Below are 19,633 nucleotides of genomic sequence, written 5' to 3'. Positions count from 1 at the left end.
GCGTTGCTCACACCTCCGGCGGCAGCAGGTGCGAGCAGGTTGAGCGGGCGACGAAGGCGATGCCGTCGTAGTCCTGCACTGGCACCAGCGGCGCCACATGGAAGCGGTAGAAGAATCGCGGCACATTGGCACCGAAGCCGCGCTGGGCATGTGGGGCGTACAGCCACTGTGCGGCCTCGGGTGAGGTACCGCCGACTCGCAGGTCGGCGTAGTAGTCACCGAGGACGCTGTCGGCGAGCTGTGCCTCAATGGACCGGAATCCCGTGCCGATGTGATGCTGAACCGGCGAGCCCTGGAAATCGTCACCGCGTCGTGCGAGGAAGGAGCCCTTACCGAAGAGCAGGGCCAGCGCGTAGTAGGCGTCGCCGTAGCGTTCGCGGAGCCCGCTGCCGAGCGCGGGCACGTTTTTGCCGTATGTGCCTTTCGCGATGTGTCCGTTGTGCGCCCAGAGCATGACCCGCGCCTTGGGGTTGTCGTCCACGAGCCGTGCCACGGCCTCGGCCATGTAGCGGTCGCGTACGGCGAATACGCTGTCCGCGCCGGAGTGCGGGTCCGGGGAGCGGGTCACCAGATCGGCGGCACGCACGAGGATCCGTGCGTGTTCCAGGGCTTCGTCGATGCCGTCCGCCGGTTCCGACGTCTCGTCCGCGGTGTGCCGGGACAACTTCTCGCGGAGGCTCTCCAGGAAGTCGGCGAGTGCTTCGGCGCGGCGCATGAGCGTTTGTCGCGGGTCGGGCTGGGACGCCGGTCGAGCTTGCTTCAGTACATCGAGTTCACGTATCTCCTCCGTCCGCTCGGGTGCGACCCGCTGGAGGAAGGCGGCGACCGCCTTGACCGAGTCGGTGCTGCGCTGGGGGTCCGTGCCGACGAAACGGACCCGCCGTTCCTCGGGGAGAGCGCGGTTGTGCTTGCGCAGCCACTCGACGAGGTCGAGCATCTCCTGTGTGCGCCAGGTCCAGAATCCCAGCCTGGCGACGAGCCGTGCGGGGTCGCCGGTGCCGTGCCGCACGTACGTGTCCAGGGCGTGGGCGGCTGACTCGCTGGCCTCCATGGCGAGGACGCCGAATCCCGCCTCCTGCACCAAGAACTCGATGATCCGGTGCTTCAGCCGGAAGAACTCGCTGGTGCCGTGGGTGGATTCACCGAGACCGACAATCCGCACACCGCGCAGGATGTCGCGGAGCGGTTCAAGGTCGTCGGCGGGAGCGCCCGGTGTCAGCGTGCTGAGCGGTCTGGCGTGCTCGGTCAGCCAGCGCGCGATGTCGTCGGGCACTTGGTGTCTCTTCTCGTCGGGCGGCTGAGCGGCGCATGGCGGGTCCGGGATGCCCTACCGGATCGGGTGACCGTTCTCCAGGCCCCGGCACGAGGTGAGGATGTCCTGGAGGTCTTGCACGGCGTCCGGTTGGCCATGTTCGGAATACACGCCGGCGAGGTTGAGGACAACTTCGTCCACGCCGGCCCGGCCGTATTCGGCCAGTTGCACGGCGATTTCCTCGGGCGTGCCGTGCACGAAGGTGCCCGAGTCGACCAGGGCACGGGCGCCGAGGTTCGGTCGGCTGTGGTGCACGCGCAGGCCTGCCCGGCGCAGCATGTCGGTGTAGTGCGGGCCGGCGAGGTGGGCGCGGGCCGCCGTGTAGGCGAGCCGATACGCGTTGCGGTGGGGGCGGTCGACGGCGGCGTGCACGACCGTGACCATGCGCGGCACCGGCCGACCGGCCTCGGCCGCCCCTTTCGCCATGGCGGGCAGCAGCGTGTCGCGCACGTAACCGGGCGGAGTCATCCAACTGATCGCTGTGTCAGCCACGCGGCCGGCGGCGCGCGCGAGGGCGGGCCGGAGTACGCCGAGCCCGGTCTCCACGTACGGGTGCGGCATGCCGGGCAGGCTGACGGCACCACCGTCGTCACTGGTCGGCTGTGTCTGCTCGGTGTCCAGCAGACGGCGGACCTCACCGAGGTAGGCGGCGCAGGCGTCACGCGGGCTGTCGTACGGCTTCCCGTGTAGTCCGGTGACGAAGTCCGGCGTCGCCGCTCCCAGGCCCAGGACCATGCGGTGTCCGGTGAGCATGGCCAGGGAGCGGGACTGGATCGCGGCGTCCATGGGGTGGCGAAGCGGCATCAGGACGACGCTGGTCCCGACCGGTACGCGATATCCCATTCCGGCGAGGTAGGCGAACACCTGGTGGGTGTCCGCGCTCAGGGACTGGCCCTGCCACAAACGGGCGGCCCACCCGTCACGAACGAACTCGGCGAAAGGAACCACCGATCGAGGATCCGTCGGCATGACGGGGTACAGGACGGACACACGCATCGCTCGACCTCTAGGGGGACACGGCTTCGGTCAGGTAGCCCGAAGCCTGGAGACGGAAGAGACGGGCGTAGACACCGTCGGCCCGGACGAGGTCCTGGTGCACGCCGTGCTCGATCACCTTGCCGTTCTCCACCACGACGATGTGATCCGCCATCCGGACCGTGGAGAAACGGTGGGCTATGACCAGGGACGTGGCGCCGCGGGCGATTTCCTTCAACCGGGTGAAGATCTCCGCTTCCGCTTCGGCGTCGATGGCGGCCGTCGGCTCGTCCAGAACGACGACCGGTGCGCGTCGCATGAACGCCCGGCTCAGCGCCATCTTCTGCCACTGCCCGCCGGAGAGCTGGTGACCGTCCTCGAAGTGGCGTCCGAGCATGGTGTCGTACTTCTGCGGCAACGACTCGACGATGCCCTCGGCCCCGGCCGCACGTGCCGCCTCGGCGACTCGCTCCGTGTCCTGACGAGCCTCCACCCGGCCGAAGCCGATGTTGTCGCGCACCGGCAGCTCGTAGCGGATGAAGTCCTGGAAAATGACGCCCATGTGACGTTGCAGGTCGTCGATGTCGTACTCCTCGATGGGCACGTCGTCGACGAGGATCCGGCCGCCGCTCGGCTCGTACAGGCGAGTGAGGAGTTTGACGAGCGTGGTTTTGCCAGCACCGTTCTGCCCCACCAGAGCAACGCACCGGCCTGCGGGGATGGTGAAACTGACACCGTCCAGGACGACGCGATCGGTTCCGGGGTAGACGAAGCGCACGTCGCGGAACTCGATGCCCTTGCGGAGCTTGTCGGGGAAGGCCCTGGTGCCGCCCTTGAGCTGCCGTTCGGGCAGCGCGAAGAAGTCGAAGAGGTTGCCGAGGAACAGGCTGTCCTTGTACAGGGCGGCGATGCCGAGCAGTATGGCATGCGCGGACACCTGGATCGATCCGACGGCCTGGAGGTAGCCCGCGAGCTGCCCTATCCGGCCGGCGTCGATGGTGGTGTGGATGGCCCACAACACGGCACCCGACGAGGCGGCGACGCTGAGAAAGCCGAGGGCGCCACCGAGCAGGGACTGGCGACGGGCCAGACGCCGGTCAGTGTCGAAGAAGGTCCGCACGAGGCGGGTGTAGAGGTCCAGGAGGTGCGGGCCCAGTTGGAAGAGCCGTATCTCCTTGTACGAATGGTCGCTGGTCGTGAGGTGCTGGTAGTAGTAAAGGCGGCGTCGGTCGGAGGCCCGCTCATACTCGATCTCGTAGCCCTTGTGGCTGAAGAACATGTACGAGATCACCGACGGGACGGGCGAGAACAGGATCGCCAGGGCGATCCAGGGACTCCAGGAGAACAGCACCACGCTGACGGTCACCAGAGTGACCAACTCCCGGGCAACCTCAAGGAGTTGGGTGAACACCTGATAGACACGGCCGCCGCTGCTCTCCTGGAAGGCGCGCTGCATGTTGTCGTAGACCGCCGCGTCCTCATACTGCTGCAGATCGAGCATCGTGCCCTTGCGCATCACCCACTCGCCCACGCGGGCGGTGAGTTCGAGCCGCAGGAGCGAGTCGAGGTATTGGAGGCAGGTGCCCAGCAGGTGGCTGGCGAGGCTCACCGCCATCAGGAGGCCACCCGAGAGGAGGGCGGACCGCCCAGCGTCGGCATCACCGGCGACGGCGTCGGCCACGCTCTGCACCGCGGAAGCGACGAGCCCGATCTGGGCGGCCGGGACGAGGGCGAGAAGCATGGACACGGCCGCGAAGCCCGATACCCGCAGAGGGCTGAGTCCCCAGAACAGGACGGTGACGCGGAGCCAGATCATCGTTCCTCCCTGGCCGCCGCGGCGGCGCGGCCGCGGATCGCGCGCAGTACGTGCGCCCACAGGGCATGGCTGCGAGCCTCCCGGTCCAGGTCTATGGGCAACAGGCGGTTGATCTGCATATGGGCCAGGCTCGCAAGGATCCCGTCCTCCGATCCGACGAGCACCCCGTCCCGCTCCGCCTGGCGTACGGCCTCGGCCATCCGCCCGGCGGAGGACGCCTGGTCCGCGAAAATCTCATGGAGCAGCAGCCGGTGGCTCCTGCCCTCCTCGTGCGGGGCGCGATCCCAGGGGCTGAGAAGCTCGCACAGGTAGGCGCGGTGCGCGTGGAACAGCTGCCGGGTGTCACGTACATGGACATCGTCCTGGTCGACGGTGTGCCCCGTGCGCAGGGACGGTCGGCCACCCCACTGTGTGTGCAGCGTGTCCAGGGCGGCGACGGCGAGGAACTCCGGTCTGATGTCGAGCCGTCGAGCCAGCAGCGACGCCGTGGTCTCGCTGCCGGCCTGGAACATCAGCTCAGCGGCGTCGAAGACCTCCGGGCCCCCGTAGCGGGCGATCTCCGGTGCGTAGCCGGCCAGTTCGATGTCCCTGGCAAGCCCCTGACCGACCAGGCTCCGGCCCCATGCCGTTACGAGGGTCAGAGCGCGGGCGGCATCTGTCCCCCGTACCCGCAGTCGCAGGTGGGGAAAGGGGTCGGCGTAACGGATGTAGAACCAGCGGTCGAGCAGGCCCTGTCGCCGCAGTTCGGCGACGAGGTCGCGCAGTGGGCCGGCGATGATCTCGTCCTGCCGCTCGGGTGCCGCGTAGACCTTGAGGAAGGTCCACTCGCCGCCCGGTAGATGGCGTTTCACGGGGACTTCCCGCCTGCCGCGCGGCAGGGAGCGGCGGGTGGCGCGCACGGCGTCTCGGAGCACGACCGGTACGACGACCTCGGCCGCGCAGCGGTCGCCGGCGGTGTCCTGGAGCCACATGCCGTCGAACGACGGCAGCATCTCGTGGAGGACGAGGGTGCGCTGCTTGTCCAATTCCTCGCGGAGTTCGACTCGGCAGGCGGAGTGGTCGAGGTCCAGCAACAGCCGCTGGTCGGCTTCGACGAGGTAGACGTGGCGGGGTACGCGCCATCGCTCCCGCCAGCCGTCGAGGTCGTCGGCGGTGCCTGCGGTGAGCCTCCACTGCGCGGGGCGCAGAACCACCCTGCCGCGGGTCACCCGCGGCAGGAACGGAGCCGCCTCCGCCGGCCCCCAGTGGAATCCGGTCGGCTGGATGCAGCCGTCCTGAGACACCTCGATGAGGAAGCGCGCGACATTCGGCGCGAGGGTCGGGCTGAGCATGTGGTGCTGGGCGACCACGATCTCCCGGTCCAACCGCCGGGACCACAGGTAAAACCGGTCGTCGGCGACACCCACGAGGATGTCGTCCAGCGGGACGACCCGGTCCGAGGCCACCGACGACGTCGTGTTGACGGGAATCTCGTACGGCCGGATGGCGGGGCGCAGCGTCACATTGGCCGCCCGGCCGTACGGCGGCAGGAACGCCAACTCTGCATACGCGACATCGGGAAAGAGTGCCTCCTCGCGCCGGGCATAGTCGCGCAGCCGATCCCCGGCGGCCTCACCGAGCAGGTCGCTGAAGCGTCCGAAGGTGCGTCCACCGTAGGCGAGGCTGTCGGACCGCAGGACCGCCCGCCACTCGCCCCGGTCGAGGGCCTCGCGGTCCGAGGCGTCGATCTGGACGTACGCCTCCAGCGCCGGTGGCGGGTCCGCCGACCCGGGGCGGGCCGGGGCGAGCCTGTCCAGCCAGGCGTCGGTCAGCTCGACCTCGACGGCCCGGTCCCACCACGCCTGCTGGGCGAACTCGACGAGCGCGCCGTCCAGCCGGGAGCTGTCCTCGGCGGGCGCGGGAGGCAGCGCGATGCCGCGGGGCGGATTGGTGTAGGTGGGCGGCGCGTCCAGCCCGGTGTCGGGACTGAGCAGGCTGAGGACCGGTACACGCGTCCCGGCGCCGTAGCGCTCGGCGAACTCCTCGCGGTAGCGGGTCAGCGGGGTGCGCGTGCCGTGGGCCGCGCTGAGCCGGACCAGGACGCCCACGGCTTCGGCGACCTTGTGCGCGATCGACTCGTTCAGGACCGGATCGCGCAGGTCCAGTGCGGTGTCGGCCTGGTAGGTCCGGTCCGTGTGCTCGGGGACCAGGTCGCGCTGGGCGACCGACAGCTGCTGCAGCGACTCGGTGTTGTGGACGCGGTCGGCCAGGTCGGCCACCGCACGCAGCTGTTCGGCGGCGGCGGTGGCGGCCGGGACGCCGGTGAGTTTCTTCAGGACGTGCAGCTCAGGGCGTTCTGCGGTCTGCGGGGGCCGCAGGTCGCCGGTGAGGAAGCCGAGGTCCCACAGCTGGCGGACCAGTCCCTCGACGGACTCCGGCGACACATCCGGGAAGGCGGTCGACAGTTCGGCTGTGAGCTGCTCGTAGGGGACAGGTGCGGCGGCCGTCCGCATGACCAGATCCACGGCGGGGGTGGCCCGGACGCGCACCGTGCGCGCGTCGTGCCGGCCGTACTTGTCGGCCTGCGGCAGGACGACGCGATCGCCGGCGAGATGGGCCATGGGGTTGAGGACGAGATGGAGTTGGCGCAGCAGGGCGGGGTCCGTCTCCAGCCGCTCGATCAGGGCGAGCAGCCAGCCCATGTCGGCGCGCACGCGGACTCGGTGCTCCTGGGGCCGGCCGAGCCGGGCTTCCGAGCCGGGTCCGAACGTTCCCATCGCCACGCCGGAGAACGCGCCGAAGGGCGTGGGCCGGGTCGCCATGCGCGTCGCGTACCGCAGCAGCCGGGAGTGCAGCCGCCGGGTGCGCTTCTCGCTCAGGCTGTCGAGCCGGTCGAGACCGCCGGTCAGATCCTCGCTCGCGATGAGCAGAGCGCGGGCGATGTCGGGACGGCTGGCGAGGTCGACCAGGGCCTGCGGGGTGCGGGCGGGGTCGGCCATGATGTCGAGATAGGTGTCCACGGGCAGGACAGGGGAGCGGAGGAGGAAGAACCCGGCGGGCTCGTACGGGGCCATGGCCGTCACCGGGCGAGGAAGATGCGGAACCAGTGGGGTCGCTCCTCGCCGACGGCGGCGAGCAGGGTGAGGGCGACGCCGGTGGCCCCGGTGAGGAGCCCCGGATCGTCGACGGCCTGTCCGGGGCGGGGCACGTCCGTGAAGCCGAGCGGGCGGTCCGGATCGTGTCGGTCGAGCAACTGCCCGACCAGCTCCGGCAGCCGGTCACGGGCGGTCGTGCTCCAGGGCGCGAACTCCAGGGCGAGCATGACGAGTCCGGCGAGGCCGTGGCAGAGCGTGGGTGACAGCGGTGCGAGATGTCGCGCACGGGTCAGTGCGGCGTCGAAGGCCGCGACGGCGGTGGAGTGCAGTTCCTCGTCCGCGGTGGCCGTGGCGATGGTCAGGAGCGCGCCGGCGACGCCCACGCTGCCGTAGCACCAGGCGACCCGATCGTGTCCGGACCCGGAGGTGACCTCCTGACCGTGCTCGTCGACGGGCGTGCCGTCGCCCCACACGGGGCCGTGCTCGTCGACGGCGGCCTGGGCCCGGATCCAGCGGGTGAGGGTGGCGACGGCCTCCAGGTGGCCCGGGCGGCGGTGGCCCGCCTCCCAGGCGACGGCGAGCGCGGCGGCCACTCCCGGAACTCCGTGCGACAGACCCAGGTTGAGGTAGCCGTGCGGGTACTTGGCGTGGTAGTCGGCGACAGGCGGGTAGTACGCCGGGGTGATGAGCCAGCGGTGCGGTGTGCCCGCGGTCTCGGCAGGTCGGCTGAGCCAGATCAGGTAGTCGACGAGTGCGCCGGCGGCCTCGGAGATCCGGTCGGTCGGTTCGGTGAGGGAGCTGAGCTGGACGAGGGTGCCGGCCGCTCCGGTCACGAGGTCGTAGTCCAGGTCGCTGACGGCCCGCTCGGTCTGTCGCGGTGGTGCGGCGAGGATCTGGTCGGCGAGCTGTTCGTACAGCCGGTCCAGGCTGGGGCGGAAGCGGGGCTCGTCGCGGGTGATGTCCGCGAGCGCGAGGGCGAGGCCGCTGGTGCCGGCGAACAGACCATGGTGGTTGAGGGGTTCGACCTGGGTGGACAGAACCGCCTCGCGTATGTGTGCGAAGGCCGTCACGCCGAGCCCGCGGACACCTCCGCACCGCTCAACTTTGAAGACCCATCAAAGTCGAGGTCTTCCCGGCGCAGGCCGAGGGGTTCGTGCTCGCGGAGTCCGGTGTGGAGGGCGAGTTCGAACACGGCGTGCAGGCGGTGGCCTTGGGGCTGTCGTGAGGAGCTGACGGGCTTCGTCGGCGATGAGGGGTTCGAAGCGTCGTGGTCGTGGGGTGCCGTTGGGGGGCGACGTTGAGCGGGATCTCCGCTTCGCGGACGGCGTGCTCTTCGGGCGGACTTGAGCTGTAGGTGAGCGTCAGCGGGGAGAGCAGCTTGTGACGGCACTGGCTGGCGGCGCAGCAGCGGGGCTGGTTGCGCCGGGCGTTGATGCCGCGCGTGCAGCACTGGCACGTGGTGCGGAGCTGGTTGCATCAACCGCAGCAATTGAAGATCTCTAGCATGTTGTCAGATTGAGGATTTGCATCTCATCCCGAAAAGGAGCGGCGGCGCTGGTAAGGTGCCCGTCGCCTCGGCGGGGAATAGGTCCTGGCGGGCTGCAATCGGCAGCCCTGATCGAGGTGGGGACAAAATGGGCAGGAACGTTGGCTTCGCGGTTGCCGGTGCGGTCATGGTGGGGCTGTTGGGGGTTGGCTGCGGAGCCAGTGGGAACGGGGCGTCTGCTCCGTCGTCCGAGGCGACACGAGCGAAGGCGTCGCACTCCTCGACCTCCGAGACCACAGAGAAGAGCCGGGCTCGGGTGGTGGGAGATCTTCGGTACGCCTTCGGAGACGTAGGGGAGGGTTTTGTTGTCGCGAAGGACCCTCTTGGGCGCGACTGCGTAGTGAATGGCACGGCACTCAGCCGAAAGATCCCGGGCAAAGAGGAACTGCGGCGAGGTGTCCGTCTTCTGGAGGAACGGGGTTGGCATCTTGATGGCGAGCTGATGGAGATGAGTCCTGCGTTCGCCGCCTTCCTCAATCGGGGGGAGTGGTCCGTCACGGCCGGTGTGGCGCCCGTGCCGGACGAGGTCAAAGAGCAGGCGTCTTCGAACGCAGGGATGTTGACTGTCTCGGCGACAGGGTCATGCAAGCCCTCGTCGTAGCGGCGCCACCAGCACCCCGCTTGAAGCCTGATGATTTCCTTGCGGTTATCGGTGCCCTCGCACGACGACGATGCTGTTTTGGCGACGCCGGCAGGAGGGTCTGTGGGAGGCCGACAACCCGGGTGATTCCGGTTCTTTGCTGCCCGCGGCGCCCGTCTCGGTGGCCAGCCGGTGGCCGGACGCCTTTGGACGACGTAATACGAGGTGGCACAGTCCAACCAGCCGCACATGTTCTGATCAGGTAGAACGTCACTCAGTAGCACCACCAGGCACCACGCAGCACGATCGCTCACGGTCTCGTAATGCGTAGGTCTCGGGTTCGAATCCCGAAGGCGGCTCTATGGTGAACCGCAGGTCGAGCCTATGACCTGCGGTTTTTTCTTTTCCTTGACCATGGGAACGCTGATTTGGAAGGCGTGTTGACCTACGCATTCCCGTGCATAGGTTGTGAGGCTTCCATGCTCAGCGACTCTAGCGACGTGTAGGTCGTTGACCTGCATGTTTGTGCGGATCATCGCCTCTTTCGGATCGGGCCTCAGGAGGCGGGGGAGGCCGAGGGGAGGCCATCGGTGCAGTGATGGTGTGGCAGGGGTGGTTGTGGGGCACCCAAAGAGGGCCGGGTGAACAGGGAAATCGCGAACGCAGCAGTCTCGAGTGCGTTGGTGGTAGGTGGGTTGCTCTTGTTGAGAAGCGCCAACCTCACGCCTCCGGCGTAGAGGTGTGAGCCGAGAGTCGAAGTGGGCTCTGGTCGGGGGTATGACGGTCGGCGTCCTTGAAGGCTCGCTGCGGTCCTGAACCCGGACCAAGTCGGACGGCGGACCCCTCGTGCCTGACGTGACGTCAGTTTCCTGGTTGTGCGTGACTAGTTCATCTGGATTTCATTGACCGGGTTCATTCAAGGCTGGTTGCATCCTCACTCGTAAAGATCGCGTGAAGCGGGGGTGGGGGTATGGGCGGGGATCGCTCGCGCTGCCTGGAGAACGGTCGCTCGGGTTGTCTGGAGCGTTTCCTCTCTGCGGCGACGGCTGCGGTGGTGTTGCTGGCTGTCCTGCCTGCACTCGTCGTCACCGCGCCGACCGCGACGGCGGACACGCAGGAGTCCTCCTCGGCGTCCGAGGCTTCGGCGGCGCTGGAGCGGGCGGCGGCTTCGGGGGAGGAGGTCGAGGTCGTCGGGGAGCGAGGGGAGTACTCCACGACATACGCAAACCCTGACGGCTACTCGTTCACGCTGGAGCAGTCCGTCGTCCCCGTACGGGTGGCGACCACGGACGGCTCCTGGGCCGCGCCGGACGCGACGCTGGAGCGCAGGGCTGACGGATCGATCGGGCCCAAGGCGGCGGTGGCCGACATCTCGTTCTCCGCCGGGGGCGACGGCGCCGACTTGCTGGAGTTGGCCGAGGAAGGGAAAACCCTGAACCTGGGCTGGCCTGGCACTCTTCCGAAGCCCACGCTCGACGGCGCCTCCGCCACCTATCCGGAGGTGCTGCCCGGCGTCGACCTGCGGATGACCGCGACGGTCGAGGGCGTGAAGCAGGTGCTGATCGTCAAGTCCGCCGAGGCGGCCGCCAATCCGGAACTCGACCGCATCGAGTTCTCGCTCCGGTCCGAAGGCCTGACCGTGGACACCCGGGCCGGCGGTGGCCTGAGTGCCGTGGACGAGGACGGCAACACCGTCTTCCGCTCCCCGGCCGCCCGCATGTGGGACTCCGCCGGGGAAGCCGACACTACCGGCACCACCACAATGTCCCTCGCTGCGGCCGGTGTCGCAGAGGACGACACCGATTCTGAACCTGTCCAGGACGGCCACGGCGCCGCGGACACCGACCCGGCCGACGGGCCTGGCGTGGGCGACGCCTCCGCCGTGCTGCCCGTGCAGGTGACGGAGGGCACGGTGGCGGTCGTGCCTGATCCGGAGCTGCTGACCGGCGAGGACACCGTATACCCGCTGTACATCGACCCCGACGTGGCGCTGGAGGAGTCCGAGCGCACCGTGCTGTCCTCGGATGGCGACACCTACTACAACTTCTCCGGCGGTGACGACGGCGAGGGCGTCGGCTACTGCGGTACGTACGTCACCGGCGGCTACGCCTACTACTGCGGCTCCGGCTACAAGCAGCGCATGTACTTCGAGTTCGCGCCGACCAAACTGGCGGGCAAGCGCGTGCTGGACGCCACGTTCCGGGTGACCGAGCGCTGGTCGATGTCCTGCGAGAAGACAGTCGTGGAGCTGGTCCGCACCGGGAACATCTCCTCCGCGACTAACTGGCCGGGGCCGACGGCGAACTGGGATGTCATGGGTGACCGCACCGTGGCCGCGGGGCGGGGCTCGCTGTGCGACCCGGACCAGCCGGACGCGCCGATCGAGTTCAACGACGACCCGGCCCAGAGCTACGAGAACCTGACCGCGACAGTCAAGAAGTTCGCAGCCGGTGACTTCTCCCGCCTCACGCTGATGCTGAAGGCGGACGACGAGTCCGACCCCAACGGCTGGAAGCGGTTCGACGACGACGCCCTGCTGTCCGTGAAGTACGTCGGTCTGCCCGCCGTGCCGACCAGCGCCGGACTTGTGCAGGGCAGCGGCATCAGCTGTGAAACCAACTCGGCTGATCCGGACATCCTCGCGGACCCGACGCCGATGCTGACCGCGCGGCCGCAGACCGCGGCGGGCGGTGAGAGCGGCGCACACCTGCGGGCGCACTTCTACATCCAGAAGAAGCAGAGCGACGGCACCTGGGCCGTGGCGACCGAACCGGTGAGGCCCCTCGACGGCTCCGTCGGTGACAACGGCCTGGTGCAGTACCCCTCGCCCATCACCCTCTCTGACGGCGTGCTGTACCGCCTGGCGGTGTTCACCCAGTCGCTCTACAACAACGACAACAGCTATCTGCAGTCGTCCAGCACGGTCACTACCAAGGGCTGGTGCTACTTCAAGGTTGACACCACCGCCCCCAAGGCGCCGAAGATCACCTTCGGCAGCCCGTACAGCGAGTGCACCGCCGATGCCTGCGCGGCTGCCGGCGGACCCGGCACCAGGGCACAGTTCACCTTCTCCCCGGCGGCCGGTGACACCACCAACACCCATTACGAGTACAAGCTCTCCACTGACACGACATGGTTGCCAGCGATCGCCGGCGAGACGGTCAAGCCGTGGATCACGCCCCGGCTGGCGGGCCTGCAGCAGCTCCAGGTCCGGGCCAAGGACGTCAACGGCTGGGGTGGCAAGGCGATCGTGGAGTTCAAGGTCGCCGAGGGGCAGACGGCGGTCGGCCGCTGGCACTTCGACGACGCCGCTGCGGGCTCGGACGTGATCACTGCGGCTGACACCGCCACCGAGGGCGCCCGGCACCCGGCTACGCTGTACACCACTGGTGCGGGCTGGTCCTCGCTGGCGCGGCGGGGCGACGGCGACCGTTCGCTCTGGCTGAACGACACCTCCGACACCACACGCCAGTCCGGGTATGCGGCCACCACCGAGTCGGTCGTCAACACCCAGTCCACGTTCACTGTCGGGGCGTGGGCGTACCTCACGGACTCGTCCACCTACCGCACCGTCCTGTCACAGACTGGCAGCGACAACTCCAGCTTCTCCCTCTACTACTCGTCCGGGGCGCAGCGCTGGGTGTTCCTGTGGAGCTGGTACGAGAACGGCGTACGCAAGTACCAGGGCGCCAACGCGGACGCCGTCGGCGTGCAGCTCAAGTCGTGGACTCACGTGGCGGGTTCGTACGACGCCGAGAACCGGACCATCCGCCTCTACGTCAACGGACGGCTCCAGGGGGCGCCGGTGAGTCTCCCCGTCACCTCGGACGCGACGGTCTCGGACGGCGCGCTGCAGATTGGCCGGGTCGCCTACAGCGCGGGTACCTACCAGAACTACTGGCGCGGCAGGGTCGACGAGGTGGCGGTCTGGCAGCGGCTGCTGACCGACGACGAGGTCGCCACCGAGGCCCGGTTGCTGGACGCGGACGGGAACGCGGCAGTCGAGCTGATGAGCGACTGGGACCCGGCCGGGAAGAGCGGCAGCACTCTGTCCGACACCGTTTCGGGCTATGGGCGGTCCCTCACGCTCACCGGCGGGGCCACGCTGGACGGTGAAGCGATCGTGCTCGACGGCACGGACGACGCGGCCACCACGACGGGGCCGATCGTGGACGACTCCGGCTCGTTCACAGTGACGGCCGCGGTGGAGCTGGACTCAGCCGCCATGGCAGCCAAGGCCGACGGCTATGTCGCCCAGGTCGTCGGTCAGCGCGGCACCGACGGCGCCTCGTGGGGCCTGTGGTTCGAGAAGACCGGCACCGAGTTCGATCCGGAGACCGAGACGGAGCTTCCCGTCGGCAAGTGGTACTTCGGTCGGTTGAACGCGGACGGCAGCTGGACGGCGGTGGTCTCCAACGAGGTTGCGGTCGTCTCCGCCAACAGCGTGACGCAGCTGACCGGTGTGTTCGACGCGTACACCGACACCATCGGCCTCTATATCGGCGCCAACCAGAACGGCTCCGACCTCGCCTACACCGCTGTGGCCGGCTCCGACGACTTCGCGGTCGGCAAGGGCTTCGTGGACTCCGCATGGTCGCACTACCTGGCGGGCCGGGTGACCGATGTGCGGATCTGGGCCGGGGCGATGTCCGGCCAGCAGCAGATCAGCGACACCGTCGGAATCGCCGGTGCCTGACCGCCCGCTCCAGCATTCGTTCTCTGTCCATCGTGATCAGCAGGGGAGTTGTGTCATGAGCGCCGGTATACGTGCCCGTCTGCGTGCCCGCCGGGGCAGAGGCGGCATCGGACGCGTCATGCTGCCGGCGCTCGTGCTGGCGGTCGTCGCGCCGACCGCCCTGGCCGGGCCGGTCCAGGCCGCGGCCGACGGCCTGGGCCGCCCCGACGCGCCGAAGCAGGAGGTCTCCGAGGTCCACGCTGTCACCAGCCTGGGTGCCAAACAGGCCCGGGCTCGGGTGGCCGCAGTCGGTAAGGAGAACGCCGAACAGGCCCGGCAGGCCAAGACGCAGCAGACCGCGACCTGGCCGAAGGCCGGTGCGGCGAGCGCGAAGCCCGCCAGGAAGGGCAAGGCCGCCCGGCTGACCGCCGGCGGGCTCCCCGTGACGCTCGCCGGCACCTCCGGCAACGCCCGGATCGAGGTCCTGGACCGGAAGAAGACCGAGGCCGCCGGTGTCAAGGGCGTGCTGCTGACGGCGACGGCCGCCGAGCCCGGCACCGCGGAGATCGGCGTCGACTACTCGGCCTTCGCCTCCGCGTACGGCGGCGACTGGGCGGGCCGCCTGCGCCTCTACCGCCTCCCGGCCTGCGCCCTGACCACCCCGGACAAGCCGGCCTGCCGCGAGCGCACCCCGCTCGACTCCGACAACGACATCTCGGGCAGGACCGTTTCCGCGGAGGTCGAGCTGACGGAGACGTCAACAGGTACGGCGTCGAGCAGGGCAGAAGCGTCCGGCACGGTAACCCCGGCGAGCTTCTCCACAGCCACCACCACCGCTGCCGCCGCGGCCGACTCGTCCGCAGCGACCGTCCTGGCCCTGGCCGCCACCACGGGCGCGTCCACGTCCGGCTCCGGCGACTACACAGCGAGCCCGCTCTCCGCCTCCTCCACCTGGGAGGCGGGCGGCTCGTCGGGCGCGTTCACGTGGTCGTATCCCATGGCAGTACCGCCCGCCGCGGCCGGGCCGTCCCCGAGCGTGTCGCTGTCGTACGACTCCGGCAGCATCGACGGCCGGACCGCCTCGACGAACAACCAGGGCAGCCAGGTCGGCGAGGGCTTCGATCTGTCCGCCGCGTCCTACGTGGAGCGCTCGTACGGCTCTTGCGACAAGGACGGGCAGGACGACAAGTACGACCTGTGCTGGAAGTACGACAACGCCTCCATCGTCCTCAACGGCAAGTCCAACGAGCTGATCAAGGACGACACGACCGGTGTGTGGCGGCTGAGCTCCGACGACGCCTCCACCGTCACCCACTCCACCGGCGCCGACAACGGCGACGGCAACGGCGAGTACTGGACGGTGACCACCGGCGACGGCACCAAGTACGTCTTCGGCCTCAACAAACTCCCCGGCGCGGGCACCGACGACGCCACCGACTCCGTGTGGACGGTCCCGGTCTACGGTGACGACTCCGGCGAGCCCGGTTACGACCAGGGCTCCGCCTTCGCCGACCGGTCGGTGACCCAGGCCTGGCGCTGGAACCTGGACTACGTCGTGGACAGGCACGACAACGCCATGACGTACTGGTACACGCCGGAGACCAATCACTACGCCAAGAACGGCGCCGACACCGCCACCACCGAGTACACCCGCGGTGGCTACCTCACCAAGATCCTCTATGGCCAGGACAAGGACACCCTGTTCTCCGGCGTGACCTCCGACAAGGTCACCTTCTCCTACGCCGAGCGCTGCACCGCCTCCGACTGCTCCGAGCTGAAGGAGTCCACCGCCGACAACTGGCCCGACGTCCCCTACGACTCGGTGTGCGCCTCGGGCGCCGACTGCGACGCGGTCAGCCCGGCCTTCTTCACCCGCAAGCGCCTGACCAATGTCACCACGCACGCCTGGTCGGCCACGGCGAGCGCCTTCACCGCCGTCGACAGCTGGGACCTGACCCAGGAGTACCTGGACGGCGGCGACATCGGCGACACCTCAGACCAGACCCTGACCCTGAAGTCGGTCCGGCACACCGGAAAGAACGGCACCGACATCGCGCTCGACCCGGTGACCTTCACCTACGAGATGCGCCCCAACCGGGTCGACGCCACCGACAACATCCTGCCGCTCACCCGGCCCCGCATCAGGACGGTCACCTCCGAGACGGGCGCCATCACCACGGTTTCCCTCTCCGAGCCGGAGTGCGTGCGCGGTTCGAACATGCCGGCCGCCGAGGACGACAACTCCAAGTCCTGCTACCCGCAGTACTGGAACATCAACGGCGCCGAGAACGCCTCCCTCGACTGGTTCCACAAGTACCGCGTCACCGCCGTGGGTACCGCCGACCCGACCGGCAAGAACGAGGGCACCGAGAACACCTACAGCTACGCCGACCCGGCCTGGCACTACAACGACAACCCGCTCACTCCCGAGGACGAGCGCACCTGGTCCCTCTGGCGCGGCTACGGCAAGGTCACCGTCACCCAGGGCATCGCGAGCAAGACCCAGTCGAAGACCGTCTCCCTCTACCTGCAGGGCATGCACGGCGACAAACGCAAGGACACCACCGCCACCCGGTCCGTCTCGGTCGCCGGCATCGACGTCGCAGGCCTGGACGTCGCCGACCAGACCGACAGCGCCCCCTTCGCGGGCTTCCTGCGAGAGCAGATCACCTACGACGGCTCCACCCCGGTCAGCGTGACCGTGAACGACCCCTGGTCCCGCAGGACCGCCACCCAGCACAAGTCCTACGCGGACGCCGAGGCCTACTACGTCCGCACCGAGAAGGCGTACACCCATACCTATCTGACGGCGGGACAGAGCTGGCGCACGCGCACCACCGCCACCACCGAGTGGGACGACTACGGCAATCCGCTGAAGGTGTACGACGCGGGCGACACCGCCGTCACCGGCGACGAGACCTGCACCCGCACCTGGTACTCGGCCAACCCCGACCTTGGCATCAACTCCCTGGTCACCCGCAAGCGGGTGGTCGGCCGGGCCTGCTCGACCGCCGAGACCGACCTTTCCCTGCCGACCTCCAGTGCCACTCGCGGCGACGTGTTGTCCGACACCGCCACCGTCTACGACGGCCCCGCCACCACCACCGCCTGGACGGCGTCCCAAACACCCACACTCGGCGAGGCCACCTGGACCGGCCGCGCCTCTGCCTACCCGGCCGCGGCGACGAACGACGAACGCCACCCGTCGAGCTGGCAGACTCTCAGCCGGAGCACGTACGACGCTTTGGGCCGTGTCGCCTCCGTCGCCGACACGGCCGGCAACACCAGCACCACGTCCTACGTCCCCGTCGCGGCCGGCCCGCTGACCAGGACCAAGGTCACCAACGCCAAGACGCAGAGCATCTACACCTACAGCGACTACGCCCGGGGCCTGCCGACCAAGGTCTACGACGTCAACAACAAGATCACCGAGACGACGTACGACGCTCTCGGCCGCGCCACCGCGACCTGGCTGCCCAACCGCTCCCGCTCCGGCGGCTACAGCGCCAACCACACCTACGCCTACTCCGTCACCGACGACGCCCCGTCCTGGTCCTCGACCTCCTCCCTCAAGGCCGACGGCACCACGTACAACACCAGCTACCAGATCTACGACTCGCTGCTGCGCCCGCTCCAGAGCCAGACACCCACCCCGCAGGGCGGACGGCTGCTCACCGACACCCGCTACGACAGCCGGGGCCTGGTCTACGAGACGTACGCCGATGTCTTCGACACGACGTCCACTCCGAACGGCACCTACACCCGTGCCGAGTACGGCCGCGCCCCCAAGCAGACCGCGATCGTCTTCGACGGTGCCGAGCGGCCGGTGAGCAGTACCTTCTACGTGTACGGCGTGCAGAAGTGGAGCACCAGCAGCACGTACACGGGTGATTCCACCGCGGCCACCGCCGTCGCCGGCGGCTCGGCGACGCGGACCATCGTGGACGCCCTGGGACGCACGGTCGAGACCCGCGAGTACGCCGGTACGAGCCCCGCCGACACCGGTTACGGGGCGGGCGTTGGGGCGTCCTACACTTCCACGAAGTTCACGTACACCCGTGACGGCAAGCAGTCCACCATCACCGGCCCGGACAGCAGTTGGTCCTACGGCTACGACCTGTACGGCCGTCAGACCTCCGCCACCGACCCGGACAAGGGCACGGCGACCACCGGCTACACCAGTCTGGACCAGGTCTCCTGGACCAAGGACGCGGCCGGCCGGGTCATCATCACCGCCTACGACGTGCTCGGTCGCCCCACCGGCACCTGGTCCGCGACCGCCGACGCCGACCTGACCTCCACCACCGAGGAGCAGGTCGACGCGAACAAGCTGACGGCCTACGCGTACGACACGCTCGCCAAGGGCCAGCTGGACTCCTCCACTCGCTACGTCGGCGGTGTCTCCGGCAGCGCTTACACCCGCAAGGTGACGGCCTACGACAGCCTGTACCGGGCCACCACCACCCAACTCGCCCTGCCGTCGACCGACCCGCTCGTCACCTCCAAGGCCGTGGGGTCGACGCTGACCTTCTCCACGTACTACAACATCGACGGCACCCAGCAGTACATCGCGGAGCCCGCCGCCGGCGGTCTCAGCGCGGAGACCGTCGACTTCGAGTACGACGGCCTGGGCCTGAACACCCAGACCGGCGGCACCAGTGACTACCTCCTGGACACCAGCTACTCCGCCCTCCGCCAGCCCGAGGTGCTCACCCTGGGCACCTCCGCGGCCGCCGGCACCAAGAAGGCGTACGTCAGCAACCTGTACGAGGAAGGCACCGACCGTCTCACCCGCTCCTCGCTCACCGACGACACGCACGCCTACAAGCTCCAGGAACTGAACTACAGCTACGACGACGCGGGCAACGTCACAGCCATCACCGACCCGACCACCCTGGGCGGCACCGGCAAGGCGGACTACCAGTGCTTCGCCTACGACGGCCATCGCCGCCTTACCGAGTCCTGGACCCCGTCGACGGCGGACTGTGCCTCCTCCGGCCGCACGACGGCGGACCTGGGCGGAGCGGCCCCGTACTGGACGTCGTACACCTACAAGAACTCCGGCCTGCGCGCCACCGAGACCACCCACACCACCAGCGCGACCACCACCCGGACCTACTGCTACGACAGCACGAAGGTCCACCGCCTTACGGCCACCACCACCGGCGCCACCTGCACCGGTGTCACGGCGGCCTACGGCTACGACACCACCGGGAACACCACGAGCCGCCCGGACGGCAGCGCGAGCCAGGCCCTCACCTGGTCCGCGGAGAGCCGCCTCGACACGGTGAAGGAGGGCGCGAGCACCACCGGTTACGTCTACGACGCGGACGGCGATCTCCTGATCCGCCGCAACACCGCCGGTGAGACGGTGCTGTACCTGGGCGCCACCGAGGTCCATCTCGACACCTCGACCTCGACCGCGAAGTACTGGGCCCAGCGTTACTACAGCGGCGCGGGTTCCATCGTCGCCCTGCGCAGCAACAAGTCTGGTACGTCGACACTGACCTGGCTGGCCGCCGACCACCACGGCACCAGCAGCCTGGCCGTGGACGCCTCCACCCAGGCCGTCACCAAGCGTTACACCACCCCGTTCGGTGCCCCGCGCGAGGGTGGGGCCGGCATTTGGCCCGACGACAAGGCGTTCCTCGGCGC

General features: G+C 69.0%; 7 protein-coding genes and 1 pseudogene. 2 read left to right on the top strand and 6 right to left on the bottom strand.

What is annotated here, in order from left to right; translation table 11 throughout:
• Positions 1–7: 7 nt before the first annotated feature.
• The 6 genes and pseudogenes from F3T56_RS22165 to F3T56_RS48035 all read right to left on the bottom strand — a co-directional run.
• Entirely contained in the window at positions 8–1,273 is a 1,266-nt protein-coding gene (locus F3T56_RS22165; RefSeq protein ID WP_149827061.1) for an erythromycin esterase family protein, read from the bottom strand.
• A gap of 54 nt (positions 1,274–1,327) precedes the next feature.
• Positions 1,328–2,260 (bottom strand): LLM class flavin-dependent oxidoreductase, encoded by a 933-nt coding sequence (locus F3T56_RS22160; protein WP_246203757.1) that lies wholly within the window; start codon positions 2,258–2,260, stop codon positions 1,328–1,330.
• A 58-nt stretch (positions 2,261–2,318) separates the two neighbouring features.
• Positions 2,319–4,103: an ABC transporter ATP-binding protein gene (locus F3T56_RS22155; protein WP_149827058.1), complete on the bottom strand. Its 1,785-nt coding sequence runs from the start codon at positions 4,101–4,103 to the stop codon at positions 2,319–2,321.
• Positions 4,100–7,156, bottom strand: a complete 3,057-nt coding sequence (locus F3T56_RS22150; RefSeq protein ID WP_149827186.1) for a lantibiotic dehydratase — start codon at positions 7,154–7,156, stop codon at positions 4,100–4,102. The genes F3T56_RS22155 and F3T56_RS22150 overlap by 4 nt, the downstream gene beginning before the upstream one ends.
• 5 nt (positions 7,157–7,161) lie before the next feature.
• Complete coding sequence (locus tag F3T56_RS22145) at positions 7,162–8,247, bottom strand: lanthionine synthetase C family protein (protein WP_246203756.1); 1,086 nt, start codon at positions 8,245–8,247, stop codon at positions 7,162–7,164.
• Between the two features lie 35 nt (positions 8,248–8,282).
• Positions 8,283–8,650, bottom strand: a pseudogene (locus F3T56_RS48035) (site-specific integrase); the annotation flags it as partial.
• A gap of 1,707 nt (positions 8,651–10,357) precedes the next feature.
• On the opposite strand from F3T56_RS48035, the gene F3T56_RS22135 reads away from it, so the two are divergent.
• Both F3T56_RS22135 and F3T56_RS22130 read left to right on the top strand, forming a co-directional pair.
• Complete coding sequence (locus tag F3T56_RS22135) at positions 10,358–13,999, top strand: laminin G domain-containing protein (RefSeq protein ID WP_342786971.1); 3,642 nt, start codon at positions 10,358–10,360, stop codon at positions 13,997–13,999.
• Between the two features lie 55 nt (positions 14,000–14,054).
• On the top strand, positions 14,055–19,633 hold a 5,579-nt coding region (locus tag F3T56_RS22130), incomplete at its 3' end, for an RHS repeat-associated core domain-containing protein (protein WP_216372988.1).

It is taken from the genome of Streptomyces tailanensis (assembly GCF_008386495.1).
Taxonomy (GTDB): Bacteria; Actinomycetota; Actinomycetes; order Streptomycetales; family Streptomycetaceae; genus Streptomyces; species Streptomyces tailanensis.
This window is presented reverse-complemented; position numbering and strand designations above follow the sequence as displayed.

Bases quoted from the DNA above. Each gene is read 5' to 3' on its own strand.
- F3T56_RS22150 (WP_149827186.1), bottom strand. From the start codon at position 7,156: ATGGCCCCGTACGAGCCCGCCGGGTTCTTCCTCCTCCGCTCCCCTGTC.
- F3T56_RS22155 (WP_149827058.1), bottom strand. From the start codon at position 4,103: ATGATCTGGCTCCGCGTCACCGTCCTGTTCTGGGGACTCAGCCCTCTG.